This is a genomic window from Acinetobacter sp. NigerLNRRAM0016 (genome assembly GCF_054112845.1).
Genome location: NZ_JBSYVT010000043.1, coordinates 1 through 22,370 on the forward strand (window position 1 = coordinate 1; position 22,370 = coordinate 22,370).

Here is a 22,370-nt window from a genome sequence, read left to right on the forward strand (position 1 = left end):
CTCCATTGTTTTCAATTTATCGGATTTCTAAAAACATGAGATATATGTTTCAATAAAAGTTTTTAAGAACTTTATACACCAAATACCAATGCTTCACTTATGATAAAGTGGATTAAAATTGCAGAAAATGGGTAAATCCATAAAAAATGTCAACATCTTCAAATATACAATTGTATTTCAATTTCCGTTGTTTATAGTTGGAACATTTTTTTAAATCTCTACACTCAAGGTTAGATTTATGTCTACTGCTCATAAAAAAGCATCCTTATTGCAAAAAGTCAGTAAAGGACTCACAGTTGGTTCAGTCATTACAGGAAGCACGTTTTTACATGGTCCCCCTGTTTTGGCACTCGGTTTTACCAAGCTGTTTAAAAAATCAAAAAAAGTAGACGAAACCAATATTCAATTGGCCAATAGCTGGATTGGTGTAAACAACCACCTGATTGAAAAGGTGCTGCCAAACCTAAAGTGGGATATGGGTATAGGAAGTTCAACCGCCCTTTTTGGCGAGTCTGGCGGGTAGGAAGCGGCCGCGCAAGCGCCGCTTTGGGCACAGATCGGGCACAGATCGGGGGTTCATGCGTGGGTTTTCGACATCGCGGGGCCACGCGAACCATTGAGCACCCCTGCCCCTGCACCTGTTGCAGCGGTCTGCATGGCCGTGGGCATCTTTTGTAGCTTGTAGCCCGTGATCATGACCAAGCAGCACGCGATTATCAGGATGGCGAGTACAAACTTCACATATTCGGCTGGTATGTTGACAAGCAGATACGCGCCCACCGGCGTCGCCATGATCGAGCTGATGACCAGCACTCGAATGGATCGCCAATGCACTTGTCCCCATAGGGAGGGCAAGAGTCTCAGACCGGCAGCGATTTCCAGAACAAACATCGCGGGGACAATAGTCGCTAATGGCAATACGAACGAAAGTGACATGATGGCCAGAAGGGTAAAGCCGAAGCCGGAAAAACCCCGTGCGACCGCGGCCACGAAGACACAGCATAGGGCGTAAGCGGTAACTGACGGCGAGACAAGCACAACATCAGAAAGCATATTTCTCTGCACCTGACCATTGATGGGCATCGACAACAACGTGGCGCTGAAGCTCGGTTTCAGTCGGCGATACTAAGCTATGACGATGCCTGCATTGTGTTGCCCCCGACACATACCGGATAGTAGCGAACGGACTCAATGTATAAGGGGTAAGCGCGATGGAGATGACCGGGCCCATGAGCACCTGATTACGATCCTCGACGGCAAAGTGGGTCATAACCCCAACCCATTCCAGCCCTTCCCGCTAGGCCAGAGCAAGCGAGTCTTTCCTGCCCTGCTCCGTGCCCATCTCAAGGCCATTGCGGCTCATCCCTGCAGAGTTGAGGCCTAGGTGAACGCGCAAGATCTTGCCATGGCGCGTGGCAATCTCGCCTGCCATGCGGGCGAAATCCAGGCCGCCCATCAATTCTTCGACATCATAGGTTAAAGCGGTCTCCATCTCGGCCAGCGTCGGGGGCAGACTCGACTCAGATCTGCGTTTTAGAGGAGCCCATAAGCAGGGGCTAGCACCCCATTCTCACTAGCTCGTGCAAAGTTTCTAGACTGTCTATAGGCAAAACACCCCATTTTCAAAGCGGCAACTCCTTTGCTAGCATGCCGATAGGGATGAAGTACCTGTGATAGAGCTCACTTATAAGGTTTTTCTATAACAAGGCTCTAGCGTTTCAATGAAATAAAATGAGCACCTAAGTGCCGGAGATCTAAATGATAGGTTCACAAGTTCACTGGAAAACAGCGACCGAGATCGCTGGATTGGTAAAATCCAAACAGATTTCTCCGCGAGAAGTCGTTGAAGGAACTATAGAGCTCATCGAGCAGCGCAATCCCAGCATGAATGCGGTTACATACAAGGCTTACGATGAAGCTCGCGTAAAAGCGGCAGAGCTTGAGCGGCACATCATGAATGGAGGACGTACCGGGGCGCTTGCGGGCGTACCGACGCTTATGAAGGATTTGTTTGCGGCCAAGCCAGGCTGGCCGTCTACGCTGGGCGGCATCAGCGCGCTCAAGCATCTCCGCGGCGCTGAGGGAGCGTGGTCGACTTTCCCATTGAAAATGTCTAATGAAGACAGTCTGCTGTTGGGGCAGACCAATAGTCCGGTATTTGGTTTTCGCGGGGTAACAGACAATAAATTCTTCGGGCCGACGCGCAACCCATTCAACCTCGACTACAACGCCGGTGGCTCATCGGGCGGAGCCGCGGCGGTTGTGGCTGACGGCATTGTGCCCATCGCTGGGGGCACTGATGCTGGCGGGTCAGTGAGAATTCCAGCGGCCTGGACCAATACTTACGGATTTCAACCTTCCATAGGACGTATACCTTTCATCAGCCGCCCGAATGCATTCCATCTGGCAGCTTATATTTATGAAGGGCCCATCACACGAACTGTCGAAGATGCGGCATTGGCAATGAATGCATTGCACGGCTTCGATCGTCGCGATCCCAATTCACTACGGGTCAAACTGGATTTCACCTCCGCACTTGTCCAAGGGGTTCGCGGTAAGAAAATCGGCTTGACACTGGACTATGGCGTGTTCCCGGTTCAGCCAGAGATAAAGGATCTGATCAGCAAGACGGCGCAGGTTTTCACACAGCTCGGTGCGCATGTGGAATTTGTGGATTTGGGAATACCCTATAGCCAGGAACAGATGAGCGATGCTTGGTGCCGTATGCTGGCTATCCCTACTGCGGCCTCTATGCATGCATTGCATGAAGACGGAATTGATCTGTTTAGCGAACATCGCGCAGATATTCCCGACGCGCTGATGAAATGGATTGATGCGGTGGCGGATATAAACGTGCAACAGATTAGTGCAGATCAGATATTGAGGACTTCGGTTTTTGATTGCATGAACAGAGTTTTCGATCGCTTTGATTTGCTTTTGGCGCCCACGTTGGCCTGCATGCCCGTGCGTAATGCCACTGATGGCAGTACGGAAGGGCCAAGCGCTATCAACGGTGAAAAGGTCAACCCGTTGATCGGCTGGTGCATGACGTACCTGACCAACTTTTCCGGACATCCAAGTGCCAGCGTTCCGGCGGGTTTGATCGATGGACTACCGGTGGGCATGTTAATCATTGGCGATCGGCAGGCTGACCTAGATGTAATTGCCGCAAGTGCGGCTTTCGAGGAAGCCCGCCCGTGGCTGCAATATTACGACATCCCAGCCAGACGTGCACTGCATAGCGAAGAACCCTCTAACTCCTTAAATAAAAATAAAATAAAGGATCAGTCATGATTAGCGTCTTCTTAACCTTTGCTGGAATATCATTATTTATTAATGGAATGCGGATATGGCTGGATACGGTGGGGAACCCAAGCAACTTACTGGAAGGAAAGGATATTGCTATCGTCAATCTTTTTACGGGGTTCATAGGAAGCACCATAGTGGCTTTACTTATGGCTCAAGGCCATGGCGTGCCCCAATACGACTACTCCGGCGGGGCGTATATAGGTTTGGTCTCCCTAACCTGCGTATGGATTGGCATCAATCAATTTACCGGTGTAAATGGGACTGCAGTTGGTTGGTTTTCGCTGGTAGTTCCATTCTTTGCCATTCCGGCAGGAGTTATAGGGCTGAGGAATTCCCAAAGCCTGTTTGAAACATGGATGGCCTTGAACTGGTTTGCGTGGGCGGGCTTGTGGTTCCTGTTTTTCCTGCTGTTTGTACTCAGATGCAATATCGCTAAATTTACGGGCGCCATGACGGTTGCTCAATCGATAATGACAGCCATTTTGCCAGCAATCCTGCTGCATACGAAAGTAATCTAATTTTGCTCATCGCAGAGTAAGAATGCCGTTTCGATAACAAAAAATTGCGGCCGAGACTCTGTTGTGCAGGCCCAGCTTGAGCAACAGACTTTCGACATGATGCGCAACGGTGCGCTCAGAAATTTGTAAGGCCCGGGCAATTTCCTTAGTTTGCAACCCCCCGACCAACCAACTGGCGATATCGAGTTCCCTAGGCGTTATCGAGAATGGCAGGACACCAGGATGAGCAAACAACAAAAGCTCACCATTTTTCCTCATCGCTTTCATTGACCAACGCTTGCCATGGCAATCCTCAATATAGAACTGATGCGGGATGCGGCTTTCGCTATCAGCTCTCAATATTTTCTCTACTGTTCTTACTCCAAGTACCCGCACTGGATCTTCACGATTACAAAATACTTTTTTATTTATGACGACAAAAAGGAAGCTCTCCGGAGTGGCTTCGCACTCCAACGAGACAATTTCATGCCACCAATCAGTCACGCTGGCCAGAATGGGAGCCGAGTTCGAGATCAAGCGCTGCGCCTCACGGCTGACTGAATCGGTTGTTTTGATATTTATATGCAAGGCGCCTGTGTATTGGCGTTCCTCGGAAAAAAGGAGCTGGGTAATACCGCCATGGTAGCCTTTGGGAATAAAATATTCTTTGGCGAACAGTGTATCGCGGTAGGGCCTAGCGGTTGAGTTCCATTCGAGACAGGTCAAATTGCTGGACCTCAAAAAAACCATATCTTCATCGTAATTAATAAACGTACCATTAAGGAAGTCCAGCATGCTTTGATCATATCCACTGGCGCCGACGGATTCGTGTTCACGGGATATTGGATTGAACATGGAAATGGCAATTGACGCATCCTCAAAACAAGACCCCAATAGATCGATCATGGAGGCCCTTATCGTCTGAAAGCCTTTTCGTACGGCTGGCGTATTCATGGCTGAAGCTCTCTTGTGGAGTAATTATTCACTATACAAGCTAATTATATTAGGCCTGAAACCTTGCAAGAGGCAAGTGATATCATCAATAACGCAGTAGCGGCACTCCCTATTTTCCGTCACTATCACATCCAAGAAGACGTCCTACACGCCAGTACCGATGGGCAAAAATTTGAAACTCACCTTGAGACTTTTAAAACTCGCTACTCCTCGAAATACTTCGGCACCAACAAAGGTATTACGGCCATGACGTTAGTTGCCAATCATAGTGCGTTAAATGCCCGTATAATAGGATCTAATGAGCATGAGTCCCATTATATTTACGACTTACTACAATCTAATACTAGTGATCTTAAGCCTGACGTACTCTCAACCGACACCCATGGTGTTAATCATGTTAATTATGCCTTATTGGATTTATGCGGTTATAGTTTTGCGCCTAGGTATGCTCAGTTCACCAGTGTGATCAATGACCTATTTAACGTAACTGAAAGCGACGACGGAAATACGCATCTGGCGCTGAAAAAGCCGATAAAAATGAATGTGATTGAGGAAGGCTGGCAGGATATTCAGCGTATTGTGTTATCCCTTCAAGAAAAACGCACAACACAGGCATTGCTAGTACGCAAATTATCTGGTTATCCATCTGGACACCCTATATTACAAGCATTAACGGAATATAATAGGCTCATCAAAGCCCAATATTTACTTGATTATATTGATGATGCAAGTCTGCGCCAATATGTTCAACGAGCACTGAACCGAGGCGAAGCCTGGCATTTCCTCAGGCGAGCCATTGCATCGGTCAATCGTGACCAGTTCCGCGGAAAAAACGAATCAGAAATAGTCGTTTGGAACGAGTGTGCCCGTTTGACGGCAAATGCAATTATTTACTTTAACTCGATGATCCTAAGTCATCTACTACTGCACTTTGAAGACGTTGGTGACGAGGAAAAAGCTGCAATAACTCGACAAGTATCACCCGTTGCATGGCAGAATATTAATCTAAGCGGCACTTATCAGTTCGCTAGTAACCGCAAACTACCTGATTTACAGGAAATAACTAGGCCTATTGTTCAAAATGAAGTCTAAAATGAAAGGTAACCCAGCTCCACAAGCCACTAACTGCTTGGGTTATGGCGATTTATGTTACTTTAGAGGGGAAAATCCCTAGAACCCCTCGTACTACCAATAAAAAACTGGCGTATTTTTGAGTGACCATATGCACCAACCACCATCATATCAATAGCGTTTTTCTCTTGGTAATCTAATATTGATTTCTCGACATCACCTTCAAGTACGATATCAATTACATTAAAACCATTATTTGCAAGCAGCTCTTTTGCCCAAGTAACTTGAGATGTCATATCACTATTTGGCTTACCAACATATACCACATGAGCTGTCAGGTTTTTTAATAAAGGGCTATTGGCAATTTTTTCTACACAAATGCGTGCAGTCTGACTTCCATCAAAAGCAATTAAAAAAGACTTAGGTGGACTAAAGAGTGCAGATGTTATTAATACGGGTTTATGAAGGGCACGAACAACATTTTCAATATGGGTTCCAACTTTAGGGCAATGATAGCAGTTAGACTCTTTTCTATCCACCCTAACCGCAGTATCGAAGTAAAAGTATAGAATTATCATAGATAATTTTAGAATTGATTTATGTCCATTTAACATAATGGTGGTTATACGCAATACACTTGTATATTAATATAAATATCAGATACTTAATAAAACCAGAAAAATCTAAAAATGCCCAAAAAGCCGACTTTGAAACAAGTCGGCTTTTTTATGTGCGATTCTGTAATATTTTGCCAATAAATTTGACTAAAAATTACGCTTCTCAACTTGAGTGATACAATTTTATGATACATTATTGTATATACAAATTTGAATGTTTTTTATGAAACAGTATTTCGAATGGGATGAGGCAAAGAATCGAAAGAATCAGAAAAAACACGATGTCTCTTTCGAAACGGCAAGCCTTGTTTTTGAAGATCCATTAAGGATCTCAATTCAGGACAGACATACCGATGGTGAAGAACGTTGGCAGACCATTGGGAAAGTAAAAGGCGTACTAATGCTGTTAGTAGCTCACACCATCTTTGATGAAGATGACTGTGAAATCATACGAATCATTAGTGCAAGACAAGTCACCAAGGCGGAGCGAGATAGATATGAGCATGGTTAAATACTCACGCAAAGAACTGAATGAAAAATTCAGCGACAAGCAAGATGCTGAAATTCAACGCTTGCTTGCTAAGGGAACGATTCCTGACGATCAGCTAGATCTCTCAGATATGCCTGAAATTACCGACTGGAGTAATGCTGTACGCCACAATCAATTCTATCGTCCAGTAAAGCAACAAACTTCAATTCGGTTAGATGCTGATGTGCTTGCTTGGTTCAAAGCACAGGGAAAAGGTTATCAAACACGAATGAATGAAATTTTACGGGATGCCATGCTAAAAGAATTAAAAAATCATCAATAAAAAAGGGAGCCTAAGCTCACTGCTGTCCCACAATTTTTCACAAGAGGAAGCTTAAATAAGCTTCCTCTTGTTTAATGGGATTTTATCGGGTGAGAATAAAGCTTTTAACGTTTTTCTTTCAAACAAATTCACTTGAATGATTCTGAGTAAGCGCTGCACTGTCCAGCCTTCTTTCCCCAGATGTTGAGCGAAACTCACCAGCAAATAGGCGATTAACGCGATCCAAATTTGAGTTTGTATGGCATTACGGCTTCGACCTAGAAATGACTTTAATTTTAAATTCTGTTTAAGTGCTTTAAAGAACAGTTCCACTTTCCAACGGTCTTTATAAATTGCAGCAATCGTTGATGCTGCCAGATGAAAGTTATTACTCAGAAACTCAAACGTCCTGTTCTTATCGGCATCATAAAATTCTATACGTCTTAATAATTTGGGAGCACCTCTTTTCTTTGCATGAGCACTACTTAATTCAATCCACTCATCCGCAATAATACCTTTAGATGCTAATACGCTGCGGCTAGATTTCACTTGATAAACTGTCTTTGGGCGCAATCGGGTGACAAAGCTGACCTTTTGATGAGTCAATTGGGCAAACCATTGATAATCAATATATCCTTTGTCAAATACGACAATACTGCCAGCAGGAAATTTAAATGCTCTGCCTTGTACCATATCATTTTCAATGCCATCCCCAAGCGCCACAAATTCAGGAATGGTATTGCTGTGATTTAAGCCAACGCTAAGTTTCATGCTGGTTTTGGATTCATGCACTTTGGCCCATTCACATAAGGAAAGTGACAGATCAATATGGCTGGCATCCAGGGAATATAAGGGATTCTTAAAGCGGAATTTATGAGCTACTTTTGAGTGTTCATAAGATTTAAGCAAGGTGTAAAATAGCTGTTCATACAAGGCTGCAGGCTGTTCCTGATTGATTCGAGCCAGTGTACTGCGAGGGATAGACTTTGCTCCGAGAGCATTCAGCTTTTCTTGTTGACACTCTAGATTAGATTGAATATCCCGCAGACTTTGTCTGCAGGAAAGTTGAGACATCAGTATGGCAATGAACTGATCCCATCTTGAAGCAGCTCTAAATTTCTGACCGACATGATGTATTTGAACAAGACGTTCAAAATCTTGTCGGAGTATGGGTTTAATCAATTGATGAAATACGGTATTCTGATATGACAAAACCTGAGTCCTTGGTCGTTAAAGTGTTGGTTCGCACTTATATTTTAACGATTCAGACTCAGGTTTTTTTATTTAAATCAAACTATGGGACAGCAGTGGCCTAAGCTTCCTTTTTTGACTTCGCATAACGTGTATTATGTTAGTTTGAGGTAAATTAAATTATTCAGCTCTAATTACTAATTCTATTTTTCTTTATTACGATTGTATCTACTAGTAGGACATAGAATACTATTTTCTTTAGTGTGAACAACATTAATTAGCTTAGCTAGTTCGTCTGCTTTTTTTTCAAAAGTTTCTTTCCTTTCGAATTTTTGTCTTAATGTTAATGGAAATAGTCCCATTTTTATTAACCGTATTTCATTCTCTAAAGACCCCCAACTTGAGGAAACACTCCACGGATCATTAATATCAATAAATATTTTTTTTCCTTCAATATCATCAATTGCATACAGTTCATGACCATATTTTTCTGAATACTCTTCCTGTAGACGATCAAAGTACTGTTTATCACTATTCATTTCTTATTCCGCAATGCTAAGAATTTCATAAGTAACTAAAGATTACACCAGTAGTTTGAGTTATATAAAGAGAATCATTTTAGGATCTTGTTAATTATTTAAAACTTCATACTCGTTATTCTGTATAATATTATTAAAAATTAGAAACTTAGAGGTTAACTTGATTTCAAAGAAGCAAAATGATCTAGCCAATTTAGAATTACAAGCAGCTGTAAATACTTTATACAGTGACAGTAAATTTCTAATGACAATAAATTTTATCATTAGTGTATGTATGCCATTTACTCTTGGATTAATTGGTATTGTTAAGGATTATTCTATATTCATTTACTTAGCTATTTTTTGTAGCCTCAGTAGTATAGCTTTATCATGTTGGATAAAAAATATAAGAAGCTCAGCAGTACAGATGCAAGAACTATATGATCGCTCTATCTTTAACTTAAAGTGGAACAAACTTTATTTAGGAGAAAAACCCAACAACCGTCAAGTAACGTTATTATCTGAAAAATATAAGAAAAAGTATGGAGATTTTTCAGAATTTTTAAATTGGTATACATCCCCCGCAGCTACTTATCAATACCCTATGGCAATTATCCTATGCCAAAGCCAAAATTTATCTTGGGACATTCCCAACAGAGAAAGATATTACAAGACCGTATTAGCTTTTATTGTTTTACTGATTTTCGTATTTTTTGCGGTAAGTATCTATTATTTTGAAAATATTTCATTATTTATCAAAACACTAAGTGCCTCTATACCTATAGTAATATTTCTATTCTTTCTAGTCCTAGAACATAAAGAAACTGTTAAAGAAGGAAATCGTTTGAATAGTGAAATAGAAGATGCCTTAAACCAACTATCAAATAATAGTGCTACTGATCAAGATGTTATATCTCTTGCTGAAGAGGTACAAAATGCGGTTTATTCATATCGTAAATCTGCTAGACCTATTCCAAATAAATTACATAAATACTTTAAAAATCAAAATGAAACCTTATCTATAAGGAATATTCAAAGATACATAGACAACTATCTTTAATTAACTTTATTGAGATTTATATGGCAACAACAGTTATAAGTGCTTTTAATGACTTCCAGAAAAATATTGTAAATTTAGATTCAGCTACATCATCAACGGCTCGAAATAGTCGAAATTGGTTATTAGATCAAATTTCAAACTTTCCAGAAAATAATGATAACTTTCCTAACTTATATCCAGAAATCGATATCGGCTTTGGTTCTTTTGCTCGAAAGACTAAAACTAGACCATTAGATGATATTGATCTAATGGTTGGTATCAAAGCCGATGGATGTACATATTATGAAAGATCTTGGGACGATATTGAGTTGAAATTTCCAGAAAACTACTCTGGAAAGTTAAAAAAATATGCGAAAACTCTTGATAGTTCAGGCTTAAGTTCAACACGTATTACCAATGCATTTAAATCAGAATTAAGTAAGGTCAGTCAATATTCATCAGCTGAAATCAAAAGGGATGGAGAAGCAGCAACTCTGAAGTTGAAAAGCTATACATGGAATTTCGATATTGTTCCTTGCTTTTTGACATCACCAGATAGCGATGGAAACTCTTATTATTTAATCCCAAATAGATCTGGAAGTTGGAAAAAAACGAATCCTAAGACTGATAGAGATAGATTATCAGCCGTCAATCAAAATCAATCTGGTAATGTTTTAAATGTAATTCGCATATTGAAGTACTGGAAACAAGAAAAAAGAGTGAACATCGGATCTTATTTATTAGAAGCTATGATCCTGTACTACTATGAAAGTAAACCGAATAATACATGTTCAGAGTATGTTGATTTGGAATTAGAGAACGTTTTTAACTACTTAGCGAATAGTATTATCAATACTGTGGCTGATCCTAAAAATATTCAAAGTAACATCAATGATATAGACTATTATAGTAGATACTCATTGAGCGAGAAATTTAAAACATTCGCCCAACTTTCAAGAGATGCTAGACAACTTGAAAATGAAGGAAAAGATAAAGAATCAATAAATACTTGGAAAAAAGTTTTTGGGTATAACTTCCCTGACTACGGTTAGGATTAATAACATGTGAACTAAAAAATCCTGACAGTGCGTTAGGATTTTTTTTATTTGTATTTAACATAAAATCTCTTATGCGAAATGGGTTTGTAACTCCAAAATATAAATATCAAAAACTTAACAAACTAAGATGAATGCAAAAATGCAAAAAAAGCCGATTTTGAAACAAGTTGGCTTTTTTATGAGCAGTTTTTATAGTTTTTGCCAATAATTTCGTTTAAAAAGTAGTCGATTTTGCGATTTTCCCTGATAACTCAATACCTGAACTTCGCAAATTATTCGCAATTTCTGCGGATAAACCTTGGGGTAAGTTTTGAGCAATGTTGTAAGCTCAGGCTGACATGAATTAGGGAGCATTGCGTCTATGTCACCGCAGGGATTTTTCATATGATGGGGACATAGAGAACAGGATGTTCCAACACATAAAACAATAATGATAAGTGCAACACCAGGACGTGAGGTACGACAGGAGTTATACCTAAACACCCAATACGAAAAAGCCCGACAGGATGTCGGGCTTTTTTTATATTTAGTATTTAAAGAAAGCCTTTTTCCTTTAAATAGGATACTGCTGCAAGAATATATGATGAATTGAATGTTACATCTGTATAAGTTGATGGGGAATGACTCCCAGTTTCCCTAAAAATTTTATAAAAATTATCAACTTCATCGAAACTTATCGGTCGAATATTATCTTTATTGTTATGAACAAATAATTTTCCATCTTCACTAAATATGCAAAATTTTGACTTTCTTGACTCAGTCTCTAAATTAACAGGTGTAGAAAAATTTCTAACTAAAATTTCATATAAATTAATGTTCATATCATTTATCTCATTGTTTTGATGGTTATATTTTTTTTCTAACGTATCCAGACTCAATAAAATTGCTTCTCTAGCTAAAAATGATTTAGTTCGCTGAGTTTTTTCTGCTACTTCATCTAATCGCTTTTCTAATTCTACTGGTAATCTGAGCATTAGCATTTCAATAACCTTTATCTAATTGTATATCAATTAGAGTACATCATTAGGATTGACTTTGCAATTCCTGTTTTTTAGATAGTTATTCAATAAAAAACTCCTATTTAGGAGTCTTTCATATAAGAGATTTTATGTTAAATCATAATCCTCATGTATTATTGTAATAAAATCTTGTAGTTAATAATTATCTAATAAATCAATTAGATGTGCTTTTATGTTAGTCCATTCACTTTTAATAATACTGTACATTACGGTATCTCGAGTTGTACCATCTTTACGTAAAGCATGCCCTCTAATTATCCCATCCTTTTTTGCACCCAATCTTTCAATTGCTCGCTGACTTTTAATATTAAAAATATCAGTGCGAAGTCCAACCGTCTCAGTGTTTAACTGTTCAAAAGCAAATTGTAGTAATAGCAACTTACATGTCGTATTAACATGCGTACGCTGCACTGATTTTGCATACCAGGTATAACCTATTTCTAAGCGTTTCACGTTCAAAAGAACATCATGATAACTAGTTGTACCTAGAATTTTCCCAGAGCTTTCTTCGATGACAACAAATGGATAACGTGTACCTTCCTGTTTTTGTATTAGAGCTGTTTCAATATAGTGATGAACCTCAGAATAATGCGGTGTTGATGTAACTCTTAATTTCCACAGTTGACCATCTTTACATGCTTCCATAAGCCCACTTTCATGTTCAAAAGATAAGGGAATTAAACGGATATTATTTTTATTCAAAAAAACATGATCAAATAATTTTAATTCTTTCAGCATACTTTCCCTTTACTATCTTTGAGCTGGATACAAGTGATTCTATTAATTTAATAATTTCTAAAATTAACATAATACACGTTATACGAATTCCCAAGGCATGGCTTTTAGTCATGCTTTTTTTATCAAAAGAGTATACCTGAATGATAGCGAGCCAAATCGCATACAATATCTATCATTAGACTTAATGCAATAATTAAATGATAGTATTATCATTAATCTAATAGAATTAAGATTAAATGATAGAAATGAATACACGTATTTATCTACGAGCTTCAACTAAAGATCAAGATGCAGAAAGGGCTTTGCAGATTCTTCAGGATCTAAACCAAAACTTGAATTTGGGTGAAACCATTGTGTACGTGGAAAACTATAGTGGTACGAAGTTAGACCGACCTGAATTGAATAAGCTACTGTCAGAAGCAAATCAAGGTGACACATTGTTAGTTGAAAGTATTGACCGCTTATCACGCCTAACCCAACGAGATTTTCAAGAGCTGAAGCGCAGGATCCAGGAGAAGGGACTTCGTTTAGTCGTAGCAGATCTTCCTACTACCTACCAAATGATTCAAACCAGTGACAGCATTACTCATTCAATCTTGGAACTCATCAACAATATGTTGATTGATCTTCTGGCAACAATGGCCCGCCTAGACAATGAGAAACGTATAGAACGTATTAAGCAGGGCCTGGCACGTTCGGGTTACAAACCAACAGGCAAGAAGGCAAATGAGGCTAAACATAAACGAATAAAAGAATTGCTAGTAGTTGGCAATATGACTAAGGAAGAAATTGCCAAAGCAGTGAATTGTGGAGTTGCAACTGTCTATCGAGTTGCTAAAGTTATCTAAAAGAGGCTTATCTCAACGCGCCCCCAATGGGGCACCGCTGCATTCAGGTTACTTCACATAAGAAATTTTATGTTAAATGATTGTTAGAAATGCCCCTTGATCGAGGCATTTTCTATAAAGAATACTAAAAACTAATTAAAGCCAACCAAGTTTCAAAACAAGGCAGTTCTCAGCAATCATATTTTTAAATTATATAACTCCCAACTGAGCTTTTGCTCCAACGATAAGGCTTTCATTTTGAGTTTCTAAGGCAAATAAACCATACATCAAAGGAGAGGCCGCTGCTCTTTCTAAAGTCTGTTCATATAGTTTATTCCAAACTTTACCCCCTAGTTTTTCATACTCGATGATTAGAGTTTTGAGGCTTTCTTCTCCAAACAAAGTTACATGCCCAGCAAAATCAATCGCTGGGTCATCTATATGGGCTGTTGACCAATCAATAACGCCTGAAACAGCTCCATCCTTTGAAGCTAGTACATGCCCAGCATATAAATCGCCATGTATAAATTGGGTGAAATCTGCCCATAGAACATCATTATCCAACCATTTTCTGTAGCGGGTTTCCAATTGCTCACTTATACCAATTTCAGATTTTACTAACTGCAAATTGTTTGCTATTTCAGGTCTTAAATCTGAAGGTTTCATAATTTTCAAATCATTTTCCCGAACTTCTTTTTCAGGAATACTATGGATTTCAAATAAGGTTTTTGCCAAAGATGTTATGTATTTCGGGCTATCTTTGTCCATATTCCAAATTATTTCATAGGTTTCAGCATCCAAATTTAAAACAGGATTATCTTTAAGTATGGGATAAGCCACTAATTCTGTAGATGAAATTCTCCAATCAGGAACCTCTACAGAAAGATGTTTTTTTACCAATTCTAAAATGCGTTTTTCTTTCTTGATTTGTTCCCTCATGCCATCACGACGAGGAATACGCAGCAACCATTGTTGCCCCTTTGTATCAAGAGCAAAAACGACCTTAAAATCAATGCCCATTTCATTGAAATTCATTTTGTCCGTAAGCAACAAGCCGTGTGCTTCAGCAAGTGATTGAATATCTTGAATTGTCATTTTTAATTTCCTTTAAAGAGTTCAATAATTAATGTTCGGATTAGATTGGCTATCATTAACAATCTCTCTCAAAAGTCTTGATGATTTTGTGGTCTTTGATCTCGTAGATAATGTCAGCAATATTATCGACCAATTGCTTGTCATGAGATACGAAGATAATAGTTCCTGCATAGGACTTCATCATTGTTTCTAATGCGGCAATACTTTTTAGGTCAAGATAGTTTCCTGGTTCATCCATAAGCAAAATATTATATTTTCCTAAAAGCATTTTGGATAAAAGCAGTTTGATGATTTCACCTCCCGATAAGTCGGATAAGTTTTTTTGAATATCATTCGCTCCGATCCCCATTGAAGCCAATACTGCACGAATTTCCGCAACTGTGTACTCGCACTCTTCCTGCATAAAGGAGAGCACAGATTTATGCGTGTTAAATTTATATCCTGTTTGTGTAAAGTAGCCAATTTCAGCTTTTGGAGATATGGTTAATCCATCAGCACGTTCTGATATCATTTTTAACAAGGACGTTTTCCCTGTTCCATTCGATCCAGTTATAGCGACTTTAGCGCCAAGCGGTATTATAAAGTTAGCGTCATCAAAGATAGTACGGCTACCAAATTTTAAGCTCAGACCATCTGCCGTAATCGGGAACTTATTGTGCAGTTCTAGGGCTGAACTTTGACGAAAACGAATAGAACGCAAATGCTCTGGTGCTTGAATATCTTCTAATGCAGCCAAACGCTTTTCCATACTCTTAGCTGCCTGATACAGTTTTCTTTGCTTGGTGCCAGTCATTTTTGCATGCCCAAGTCGTCCAGCACTTTCGGTAGAGTTTTTGGATTTTTCTCCTTTTTTCTTATTGTCTAATCGATTAGCTTGCTGGCGTTTTTCTTGCACAGCAGATTCTAATCGCTCCCGTTCCTTCATCATCAGCTCATATTCTACGGCTTGGTGTTGTCGCTCTTCTTCTTTTTGACGCAAGTAATCCGAGTAACCACCCCAATATTCCGTAATTTTACCGTCTTTTAACTCCCATATCTTGTCTACAACCATATCAAGAAAATATCGGTCATGACTGATAACAAGTAATGCTCCATCAAATGCTTTAAGTTGACCAATAAGTAGATCTATTCCATTGAGATCAAGGTGGCTGGTTGGTTCATCCGCTAGAATGCCATGTACTTGTTGGGAAAATGCGGCAGCAATTTTTGCACGAGTTTCCTCTCCGCCACTCATTGTGTCGTTTTGTACATTGGAAACACCAAGGCGAGATAACATTGCCCGGTCTTCGACCGTTTCTATTTCGATTCCGCCCAGTTGGCTGATATGTGCAAAATCACCAAAACGCTGTAATGTCGCTTCGGCTAAAACAATTTCGCCATTAAGTACTTTGAGTAAACTACTCTTTCCTGCTCCGTTATCACCCACAAGACCAATACGGTCATAAGAGTGAATTTCCAATTCATCAATATCCAAAACATCACGCCCAGCATAATCCAAGCGTATGTTTCTCGCTTTAATAATTAAACTCATTTTTATTTACTCCTGTTTAGCTCTTGAAATTTTTTATGCAGCAAACAGGATTTAGGTGAAAACAAAAGCTAGCATCACAGTGTCCTCCCAAAAAAAAAGCTATTCATCCACAGGGTGGACAAATAGCTAGTCAATTAAGTTATAACTGGAAACTATGCACTAAAAGCATACTTATAAATTAAGCATACTTTTACTTTATATATCCGCATATATTCTTAAAGACACAACAAAAGCCCACCATTATAAAATAGTGTCACTATGCAAATAGTTGTGTCTTAACGAATGCGGATAGAATGCATAAACTTACCTAAAAAATAAAATTCAGTTTTATGATAACTTTACTGTTAAAAGAAGTCTAGACAACCTTGTTTTATGCTTGGATATAAGGCTTATTTTAAAATAATAGTAGTGAAGATTTTCTAAAATTAACATAATACACCTTATACGAAATAAAAATGGGAGCCTTAAGCTCCCATTTTTTAAGTAATTTTTTCAAATAAGGCTTGGGTGAGCATCTAAAATTCGAATCAATGTAGCTGCTGGTCCAGTTGGATAGCGTCGTCCCTGTTCCCAATTTTGCAGGGTACGGGGGCTAATATGTAGACGTGCAGCAAATTCATTTTGGCTCAAGCCAGTTTTTTCACGTACTTCTTTAATATCAGGCAATTCGAGTTCTGTAACTCGGCTTGCTTTAACTTCTTTACGTTTGATAGCTCCAGCTTCTTTGATTGAAGCAACCAAGTCATCAAATAAGTTGTTATCCATGAAATTGCTCCTTCACGAGTTGGTGCAGAATGGCGGTTTCCTTATCTGTTAAATTATCTTTTACTGATTTTGGATAAGCCACTAAGAAAAAGATCTGATCATCCTCGGTGACCCAATAATAAATCACCCGTATCCCACCACTTTTCCCTTTGTTACCTTGAGCACAACGTACTTTGCGAATACCACCGCCATTCTTGATTAGGTCACCTCTATCAGGCTGTACCAAAAGATCTTGCTGAAGTTGACGATATTCCTCATCAGATACAAGGTCTTTAATTTGCTTGGTAAAGATGCTGGTTTCAATAAATAACATGGACTCTTTATACGTCAATGGCGTATTTGAATTTTAGCAGTTTCCATAACAAAAAACGAGAGCTGGTAGATCTCGTTTCGCATAACAGCCATTATGTTAAATTGTAGTAAGAACTTTAATGCGATAGAGCAGAATGTATATGCAAAATAAGCTTGATAACATTATTCAAGAATTAAAAGAACTATCTGGGAATAGTCGTCTAAACATAGAACTACCTGATGATATTTTCATATCTGCTTATGAACGAAAAATAGGTTTTATTTTTCCAAAAGATTATAAAAAAGTTTTGAAAGAGATTAGCAATATCTTTTATGGAACAATTGAATTAGCGTCTCTTACAGATGAGAAAGAATGCTATCGAGGGCTATCTCAGATATTAAATGATGCTAGGGAGCAAGGTCTGCCAGAAGATTGGCTACCTATTTGTGAAGATAATGGTAGTTATTATTGCCTATCTCCTAATCATAAAATTAGATATTGGACAGCAGATGGATATAGCGATGAGCAGTGGGAAGATTTAGCAGATTGGATCAAGCAAGTTTGGATAGATGGAAATTAAGAATTTCTAAAATTAACATAATACACCTTATACGAAATTAAAAAATGGAGCCTAAAGCTCCATTTTTTAATAACTTTTTTTAAATTGCTAAGCGTAAATTCAGTGCTTTTACAACTTTAATCACAGTATCAAAACTAGGGTTAACATCACCAGAAAGTGCTTTATAAAGACTTTCTCGGCCTAAGCCTGTATCTCGTGATAATTGAGCCATTCCTTTAGCTTTTGCAATGTTACCTAAAGCCTTTGCAATGAATGCGGCATCGCCATTAGATTCTTCAATACATGCTTGTAAGTAAGCCTGCATATCATCCTCTGTTTTAAGATGCTCAGCACTGTCCCATTTGCGAAGTTTAATAGCCATTTATAGCTCCTCCTCTAAATCTTGTGCCAATTGCAGGGCAAGTTTTATATCTTTACTTTGCGTAGACTTATCTCCGCCTGCTAAAAGAATAACAACCCTTTGCCCTTGCTTGCAGTAATAAATCCTATAGCCTGGCCCAAAGAAGAAACGTAATTCAGAAACACCTTCACCGACCGGCTCAGTATCTCCAAAGTTTCCATCTTCAACCCGATCAATTCGGACTTGTATGCGTCTTTTTGCCTGCTGGTCTTTTAACTTGGTGAACCAGTCATCAAAGACTTCAGTGGTATATATTGAGTACATAAGTAGAATGTATCCTATAGGATACATTTATGCAAGAAATAAACTTGATATTTGGGGCTCGAAACGGTGAATTTCGTATAACCGCCATTATGTTAAGTTAATCAAAATTCTTAATGCACCAAAACCTAAAAATTTAAATGGAGTAAAAATGACTTTAAAGGGGTTAGATATTCAAGAAGATTGTATCAAAGCTATTTCTAATGAATCTTTAATATTTGATATTAAGAATAAAGAGTTTTTAGAGGATATAGAAAATCTTTTATTACAGTATTTTCAAAATTTTAGTAATGATTTAAATGGAATTGAGTTTGATAATTTTTCTGTGGAGTTTTGGTTCGATGCAGGACAATTGATTATTTATCCTGAAAAAGATTTATTAGATCGTAAACCCTTTGAATCTCTCTGAATATGATTTAGATAGATTAGACCCTTATTTTTATCTAGTTTGTGAAGAATATAGGATATATTTTGATGACTTAATATCTCGAAAAGTAAGCGATCAAGTATCTGAAAAAGAAGCTATTTCTAAAACTAATGACGTAATTGATTGTGTAAGCAAAGCTATAAAAAATATAAATGATGAAAACAATCTTTTAAAGATGTTAGGCAGGCCTAAATTAGAAATAAGATATTTCGGTGTAACGAAAGAAGAACTTTTAGCAAAAGAAATTCTCGTGAAATGAAGTAGATATTTTTGTCGTATTAAGGAAAACTAAAATTAACATAATGGGCGTTATGCGAAGTCAAAAATGGGAGCTTAAGCTCCCATTTTTATTGATGATTTTTTAATTCTTTCAGCATAGCATCCCGTAAAATTTCATTCATTCGTGTTTGATAACCTTTGCCTTGTGCTTTGAACCAAGCAAGTACATCAGCATCTAACCGAATTGAAGTTTGTTGCTTCACTGGGCGGTAAAATTGATTTTGGCGTACAGCACTGCTCCAATCGGTAATTTCAGGAATATCTGATAGATCTAGCTGATCATCAGGAACCGTGCCTTTAGCAAGCAAGCGTTGAATTTCAGCATCTTGCTTCTCACCAAATTTCTCATTCAGCTCTTTGCGTGAGTATCTAACCATGCTCATATTTGTTTCGCTCCGCTTTAGTCACTTGCCTTGCACTAATGATTCGTATGATTTCACAGTCATCTTCATCAAAAATGGTGTGAGCCACCAATAACATTAGTACGCCTTTAACTCGTCCAATGGTTTGCCAACGTTCTTCACCATCGGTATGTCTGTCTTGGATTGAGATCCGTAATGGATCTTCAAAAACAAGGCTTGCAGTTTCGAAAGAGATATCATGCTTTTTCTGATTCTTTCGATTCTTAGCCTCATCCCATTCAAAATACTGTTCCATAAAAAACATTCAAATTTGTATATACAATAATGTATCACAAAATTGTATAACTCAAGTTGAGAAGCGTAATTTTTAGTCAAATTTATTGGCAAGAACTATCAAAACTGCTCATAAAAAAGCCGACTTGTTTCCAAGTCGGCTTTTGAACATCATCGAGCAAATAATTTATATCATAAGTTTTTGATTTTTATATTTTTCAATTTGTGCTGTTATTTCGTATAACGCCCATTATGTTAAATAATTAAGGATAAAAGCTTTATTACTAAATAGAACAGTTGCTTAAAGCAGTATAGAGTTAAGTTTGCATTTTAATATCAAGTTGTCTTTCAGCACCGATAATCACCATACGAATCCCATTTTCAAAAATGTCATCCGCATTCATATTTTGTAAGGTATTCACTCCTTGGAGCATGAGTGGATATATAGTTGGATCGGCTTCGAATGGTGGGTCTGATCTTATTTCTTCTTGCTGCTCCTCAAGGACCCACCCAACAATAAACCTTCCTAATGTCATAAGTAATGCAACTGCTTCAACAGGAGAAAACCCAGCATGAGATAACAGCGCAACTTGGGCCTCAATCGTGTAGAAATGTCCTTGACTGGGGCTAGTTCTTGCATGTAGACGAGCACCATCACGGTAAGCTAGTAGTGCTCGACGAAAGCTTACAGAATTAGCGAGCAACCAATCTTGCCATGTCATCCCATCGATGGGTAAAGAAACTAAATGGTGTTCATTTATAATGGTTTCCGCCATTGCTTCCATTAACAAGGATTTATTCTTGAAATGCCAATATAGAGTTGGAGATTTAATACCCAATCGTTGAGCTAGCTTGCGTGTGGTTATTGAATCTATGCCTTCTTCATTCAACATATCCAATGCGGTACGCAGGACTATTTCACGTGTCAGACGTTGAGGTGCAATATCTTTTTTACTCATAAATCTATCACTGATAGGGAGTGTGTGAGAGAATATTAATTCTATCATTGCTAGAGAAGGCATTTGTGAAGAAATCATTGAGCGTGATTTTAATCACTATATTTCTGGATGCTGTTGGGATTGGTTTAATTATGCCGATCTTGCCTGAATTATTACGGTCATTGGCTGGAGCTGAAGCAGGCGGTGTTCACTATGGTGCTTTATTAGCTGTGTATGCTCTGATGCAGTTCATTTTTGCACCTATCCTTGGAGCGTTGAGTGACCGATTTGGACGTCGACCTGTATTAATTATTTCAATTGCTGGTGCAACGGCTGATTATCTCCTAATGGCTGCTGCTCCTTCTCTATTGTGGCTATATATTGGTCGTATTTTTGCGGGAATTACAGGTGCCAACATGGCTGTTGCAACAGCTTATGTTTCAGATATTACTCCAGCCCATGAGCGTGCAAAAAGGTTTGGTCTCCTTGGAGCTGTCTTTGGTATTGGGTTTATAGCGGGTCCGGTAATAGGTGGAGTTTTGGGTGAATGGAACTTACATGCACCGTTCTTTGCTGCTGCTTTTATGAATGGGATTCTTTTAATAATGACAGCAGTCTTATTAAAAGAATCAAAACACAGCAATAAAATGACTGAGAAGGTTCAGGAGCAATCAATATTAAAGAAATTATCCTATTTGATCACTCAACCTAATATGGCTCCATTGCTTGGTATCTTTTTAATTATCACATTGGTTTCACAAGTCCCCGCAACTTTATGGGTTATCTATGGGCAGGATCGTTATGGCTGGAGTATATTTATTGCAGGTGTTTCCCTTGCTAGTTATGGAATATGCCATTCTATTGCACAGGCTTTTGCTATCGCCCCTATGGTAAAGAGGTTTGGAGAGAAAAATACGTTGTTATGTGGAATAGCTTGCGATGCAATTGGTTTACTTCTTTTATCTATTGCTGTTGAAGAATGGGTGCCTTTTGCGTTGTTACCATTGTTTGCCCTTGGTGGAGTAGCCGTTCCTGCTTTGCAAGCAATGATGTCCAGAGGTATTAGTGATGAAAGACAAGGTGAATTACAAGGGCTATTAAGCAGTTTTAATAGTCTGGGGGCTATAATTGGTCCTGTATTAGTTACTAGCCTCTATTTTATGACTCAGGCATCAGCTCCTGGAATGGTATGGGCATTAGCTGCAATACTTTATGTAATCACCCTACCCTTATTGCTTAAGTATCGCCTGAATAAATATTCTGGAGTTCCATAAAATATTTAATTTATTGGTTTAAAAACTAATGGATTCTATAGTTTATCTAAAATTAACATAATACACCTTATACGAAATGCGTTATAAATATCTTTATAAATCAATGCTGTAGTTCCTGGTTTATAGCCCATCTTCCCCAAGGTGGGCTTTTTTTATGATTTTTCACGTTCCACGCCTATTCTTTGACCAATGTTTCACGGTTTTAATAAGCCTTGGTAAACAATTCGGCACTGTTGCAAATAGAGATTTGAGTCGATGATGTTT

General features: G+C 38.6%; 27 protein-coding genes and 3 pseudogenes. 13 read left to right on the plus strand and 17 right to left on the minus strand.

The features are described 5' to 3' along the window. Nucleotides 1-238 precede the first annotated feature (238 nt). A pseudogene (locus ACWQ4X_RS17150) lies at nucleotides 239-484 on the plus strand (acyltransferase); the annotation flags it as partial. Nucleotides 485-576: 92 nt separating this feature from the next. On the opposite strand, the gene ACWQ4X_RS17155 reads toward ACWQ4X_RS17150, so the two are convergent. Both ACWQ4X_RS17155 and ACWQ4X_RS17160 read right to left on the minus strand, forming a co-directional pair. Next, the gene (locus ACWQ4X_RS17155; RefSeq protein WP_171288143.1) at nucleotides 577-1,053 is read right to left on the minus strand and encodes a sulfite exporter TauE/SafE family protein; all 477 of its coding nucleotides are present in this window, start codon (nucleotides 1,051-1,053) and stop codon (nucleotides 577-579) included. Nucleotides 1,054-1,297: 244 nt separating this feature from the next. Next, complete coding sequence (locus ACWQ4X_RS17160) at nucleotides 1,298-1,492, minus strand: hypothetical protein (RefSeq protein ID WP_019838168.1); 195 nt, start codon at nucleotides 1,490-1,492, stop codon at nucleotides 1,298-1,300. 266 nt (nucleotides 1,493-1,758) lie between these two features. Here ACWQ4X_RS17160 and ACWQ4X_RS17165 point away from each other — a divergent pair, with 266 nt between their 5' ends. Further along, nucleotides 1,759-3,294, plus strand: coding sequence for an amidase (locus ACWQ4X_RS17165; RefSeq protein ID WP_019838169.1), 1,536 nt, complete (start codon nucleotides 1,759-1,761; stop codon nucleotides 3,292-3,294). Next, nucleotides 3,291-3,827, plus strand: coding sequence for an AmiS/UreI family transporter (locus ACWQ4X_RS17170; RefSeq protein ID WP_044102779.1), 537 nt, complete (start codon nucleotides 3,291-3,293; stop codon nucleotides 3,825-3,827). The genes ACWQ4X_RS17165 and ACWQ4X_RS17170 overlap by 4 nt, the downstream gene beginning before the upstream one ends. A gap of 6 nt (nucleotides 3,828-3,833) precedes the next feature. On the opposite strand, the gene ACWQ4X_RS17175 is transcribed toward ACWQ4X_RS17170, so the two are convergent. Then, the gene (locus tag ACWQ4X_RS17175) at nucleotides 3,834-4,760 is read right to left on the minus strand and encodes a response regulator transcription factor (RefSeq protein WP_019838172.1); all 927 of its coding nucleotides are present in this window, start codon (nucleotides 4,758-4,760) and stop codon (nucleotides 3,834-3,836) included. A 24-nt stretch (nucleotides 4,761-4,784) separates the two neighbouring features. Here ACWQ4X_RS17175 and ACWQ4X_RS17180 point away from each other — a divergent pair. Beyond that, nucleotides 4,785-5,852 (plus strand): annotated as a pseudogene (locus ACWQ4X_RS17180) (Tn3 family transposase); the annotation flags it as partial. Between the two features lie 62 nt (nucleotides 5,853-5,914). On the opposite strand, the pseudogene ACWQ4X_RS17185 reads toward ACWQ4X_RS17180, so the two are convergent. Continuing rightward, nucleotides 5,915-6,334: pseudogene (locus ACWQ4X_RS17185) on the minus strand (universal stress protein); the annotation flags it as partial. Between the two features lie 337 nt (nucleotides 6,335-6,671). Here ACWQ4X_RS17185 and ACWQ4X_RS17190 point away from each other — a divergent pair. Continuing rightward, nucleotides 6,672-6,959, plus strand: a complete 288-nt coding sequence (locus tag ACWQ4X_RS17190; RefSeq protein ID WP_017393771.1) for a BrnT family toxin — start codon at nucleotides 6,672-6,674, stop codon at nucleotides 6,957-6,959. Continuing rightward, on the plus strand, nucleotides 6,946-7,260 hold the full coding sequence (locus ACWQ4X_RS17195; RefSeq protein WP_019838431.1) for a BrnA antitoxin family protein: 315 nt from the start codon (nucleotides 6,946-6,948) through the stop codon (nucleotides 7,258-7,260). Before ACWQ4X_RS17190 ends, ACWQ4X_RS17195 begins: the two co-directional genes overlap by 14 nt. Nucleotides 7,261-7,311: 51 nt before the next feature. Here the strand turns inward: ACWQ4X_RS17195 and ACWQ4X_RS17200 are convergent, their stop codons facing one another. Both ACWQ4X_RS17200 and ACWQ4X_RS17205 read right to left on the minus strand, forming a co-directional pair. Then, complete coding sequence (locus ACWQ4X_RS17200; RefSeq protein ID WP_457904463.1) at nucleotides 7,312-8,451, minus strand: IS4 family transposase; 1,140 nt, start codon at nucleotides 8,449-8,451, stop codon at nucleotides 7,312-7,314. A gap of 182 nt (nucleotides 8,452-8,633) precedes the next feature. Beyond that, nucleotides 8,634-8,969: a hypothetical protein gene (locus ACWQ4X_RS17205; RefSeq protein WP_094069402.1), complete on the minus strand. Its 336-nt coding sequence runs from the start codon at nucleotides 8,967-8,969 to the stop codon at nucleotides 8,634-8,636. Between the two features lie 160 nt (nucleotides 8,970-9,129). Here ACWQ4X_RS17205 and ACWQ4X_RS17210 point away from each other — a divergent pair, with 160 nt between their 5' ends. After that, complete coding sequence (locus ACWQ4X_RS17210; RefSeq protein WP_005006303.1) at nucleotides 9,130-10,008, plus strand: S-4TM family putative pore-forming effector; 879 nt, start codon at nucleotides 9,130-9,132, stop codon at nucleotides 10,006-10,008. 20 nt (nucleotides 10,009-10,028) lie between these two features. Further along, nucleotides 10,029-11,039, plus strand: coding sequence for a hypothetical protein (locus tag ACWQ4X_RS17215; RefSeq protein WP_019838338.1), 1,011 nt, complete (start codon nucleotides 10,029-10,031; stop codon nucleotides 11,037-11,039). Nucleotides 11,040-11,578: 539 nt separating this feature from the next. Here the strand turns inward: ACWQ4X_RS17215 and ACWQ4X_RS17220 are convergent. Together ACWQ4X_RS17220 and ACWQ4X_RS17225 are read right to left on the minus strand one after the other, a co-directional pair. After that, nucleotides 11,579-12,025, minus strand: a complete 447-nt coding sequence (locus tag ACWQ4X_RS17220) for a ribbon-helix-helix domain-containing protein (protein ID WP_171191668.1) — start codon at nucleotides 12,023-12,025, stop codon at nucleotides 11,579-11,581. Nucleotides 12,026-12,199: 174 nt separating this feature from the next. Continuing rightward, nucleotides 12,200-12,802, minus strand: a complete 603-nt coding sequence (locus ACWQ4X_RS17225) for a GNAT family N-acetyltransferase (protein WP_019838175.1) — start codon at nucleotides 12,800-12,802, stop codon at nucleotides 12,200-12,202. Nucleotides 12,803-13,038: 236 nt separating this feature from the next. Between ACWQ4X_RS17225 and ACWQ4X_RS17230 the strand changes: the two genes are divergently transcribed. Continuing rightward, the gene (locus ACWQ4X_RS17230; RefSeq protein WP_015060246.1) at nucleotides 13,039-13,650 is read left to right on the plus strand and encodes a recombinase family protein; all 612 of its coding nucleotides are present in this window, start codon (nucleotides 13,039-13,041) and stop codon (nucleotides 13,648-13,650) included. Between the two features lie 189 nt (nucleotides 13,651-13,839). On the opposite strand, the gene ACWQ4X_RS17235 is transcribed toward ACWQ4X_RS17230, so the two are convergent. The 4 genes from ACWQ4X_RS17235 to ACWQ4X_RS17250 all read right to left on the minus strand — a co-directional run bounded on the left by ACWQ4X_RS17235 (nucleotide 13,840) and on the right by ACWQ4X_RS17250 (nucleotide 17,333). Beyond that, complete coding sequence (locus ACWQ4X_RS17235) at nucleotides 13,840-14,724, minus strand: Mph(E) family macrolide 2'-phosphotransferase (RefSeq protein WP_000155092.1); 885 nt, start codon at nucleotides 14,722-14,724, stop codon at nucleotides 13,840-13,842. Nucleotides 14,725-14,779: 55 nt separating this feature from the next. Continuing rightward, complete coding sequence (gene msr(E), locus ACWQ4X_RS17240) at nucleotides 14,780-16,255, minus strand: ABC-F type ribosomal protection protein Msr(E) (protein WP_000052512.1); 1,476 nt, start codon at nucleotides 16,253-16,255, stop codon at nucleotides 14,780-14,782. 492 nt (nucleotides 16,256-16,747) lie between these two features. Beyond that, nucleotides 16,748-17,020, minus strand: coding sequence for a NadS family protein (gene nadS, locus ACWQ4X_RS17245; protein ID WP_000369781.1), 273 nt, complete (start codon nucleotides 17,018-17,020; stop codon nucleotides 16,748-16,750). Further along, entirely contained in the window at nucleotides 17,013-17,333 is a 321-nt protein-coding gene (locus ACWQ4X_RS17250) for a type II toxin-antitoxin system RelE/ParE family toxin (protein WP_000897307.1), read from the minus strand. The genes nadS and ACWQ4X_RS17250 overlap by 8 nt, the downstream gene beginning before the upstream one ends. Before the next feature lie 139 nt (nucleotides 17,334-17,472). On the opposite strand from ACWQ4X_RS17250, the gene ACWQ4X_RS17255 reads away from it, so the two are divergent. Continuing rightward, nucleotides 17,473-17,892 carry an SMI1/KNR4 family protein gene (locus ACWQ4X_RS17255; RefSeq protein ID WP_001180106.1) on the plus strand — a complete coding sequence of 140 codons (420 nt, stop codon included), beginning with the start codon at nucleotides 17,473-17,475 and terminating at the stop codon, nucleotides 17,890-17,892. Nucleotides 17,893-17,971: 79 nt separating this feature from the next. Here ACWQ4X_RS17255 and ACWQ4X_RS17260 read toward each other — a convergent pair whose 3' ends face one another. Together ACWQ4X_RS17260 and ACWQ4X_RS17265 are read right to left on the minus strand one after the other, a co-directional pair. Beyond that, nucleotides 17,972-18,253, minus strand: a complete 282-nt coding sequence (locus ACWQ4X_RS17260) for an addiction module antidote protein (RefSeq protein ID WP_000985609.1) — start codon at nucleotides 18,251-18,253, stop codon at nucleotides 17,972-17,974. Then, entirely contained in the window at nucleotides 18,254-18,556 is a 303-nt protein-coding gene (locus ACWQ4X_RS17265; protein ID WP_000286964.1) for a type II toxin-antitoxin system RelE/ParE family toxin, read from the minus strand. 148 nt (nucleotides 18,557-18,704) lie between these two features. Here ACWQ4X_RS17265 and ACWQ4X_RS17270 point away from each other — a divergent pair, with 148 nt between their 5' ends. Further along, on the plus strand, nucleotides 18,705-18,962 hold the full coding sequence (locus tag ACWQ4X_RS17270; protein ID WP_227523528.1) for a hypothetical protein: 258 nt from the start codon (nucleotides 18,705-18,707) through the stop codon (nucleotides 18,960-18,962). Continuing rightward, on the plus strand, nucleotides 18,949-19,239 hold the full coding sequence (locus ACWQ4X_RS17275) for a hypothetical protein (RefSeq protein ID WP_228261897.1): 291 nt from the start codon (nucleotides 18,949-18,951) through the stop codon (nucleotides 19,237-19,239). Before ACWQ4X_RS17270 ends, ACWQ4X_RS17275 begins: the two co-directional genes overlap by 14 nt. Before the next feature lie 88 nt (nucleotides 19,240-19,327). On the opposite strand, the gene ACWQ4X_RS17280 is transcribed toward ACWQ4X_RS17275, so the two are convergent. From ACWQ4X_RS17280 to ACWQ4X_RS17290, 3 genes are all read right to left on the minus strand, one after another. After that, nucleotides 19,328-19,642: a BrnA antitoxin family protein gene (locus ACWQ4X_RS17280; RefSeq protein WP_004728120.1), complete on the minus strand. Its 315-nt coding sequence runs from the start codon at nucleotides 19,640-19,642 to the stop codon at nucleotides 19,328-19,330. Beyond that, a complete protein-coding gene (locus tag ACWQ4X_RS17285) occupies nucleotides 19,629-19,916 on the minus strand; it encodes a BrnT family toxin (RefSeq protein WP_000438825.1) in 288 nt (95 codons plus the stop codon). Before ACWQ4X_RS17285 ends, ACWQ4X_RS17280 begins: the two co-directional genes overlap by 14 nt. 295 nt (nucleotides 19,917-20,211) lie before the next feature. Continuing rightward, complete coding sequence (locus ACWQ4X_RS17290) at nucleotides 20,212-20,853, minus strand: TetR/AcrR family transcriptional regulator C-terminal domain-containing protein (protein WP_167850447.1); 642 nt, start codon at nucleotides 20,851-20,853, stop codon at nucleotides 20,212-20,214. A gap of 65 nt (nucleotides 20,854-20,918) precedes the next feature. On the opposite strand from ACWQ4X_RS17290, the gene tet(39) reads away from it, so the two are divergent. Next, the gene (gene tet(39), locus ACWQ4X_RS17295) at nucleotides 20,919-22,106 is read left to right on the plus strand and encodes a tetracycline efflux MFS transporter Tet(39) (RefSeq protein WP_087551687.1); all 1,188 of its coding nucleotides are present in this window, start codon (nucleotides 20,919-20,921) and stop codon (nucleotides 22,104-22,106) included. Nucleotides 22,107-22,370 lie beyond the last annotated feature (264 nt).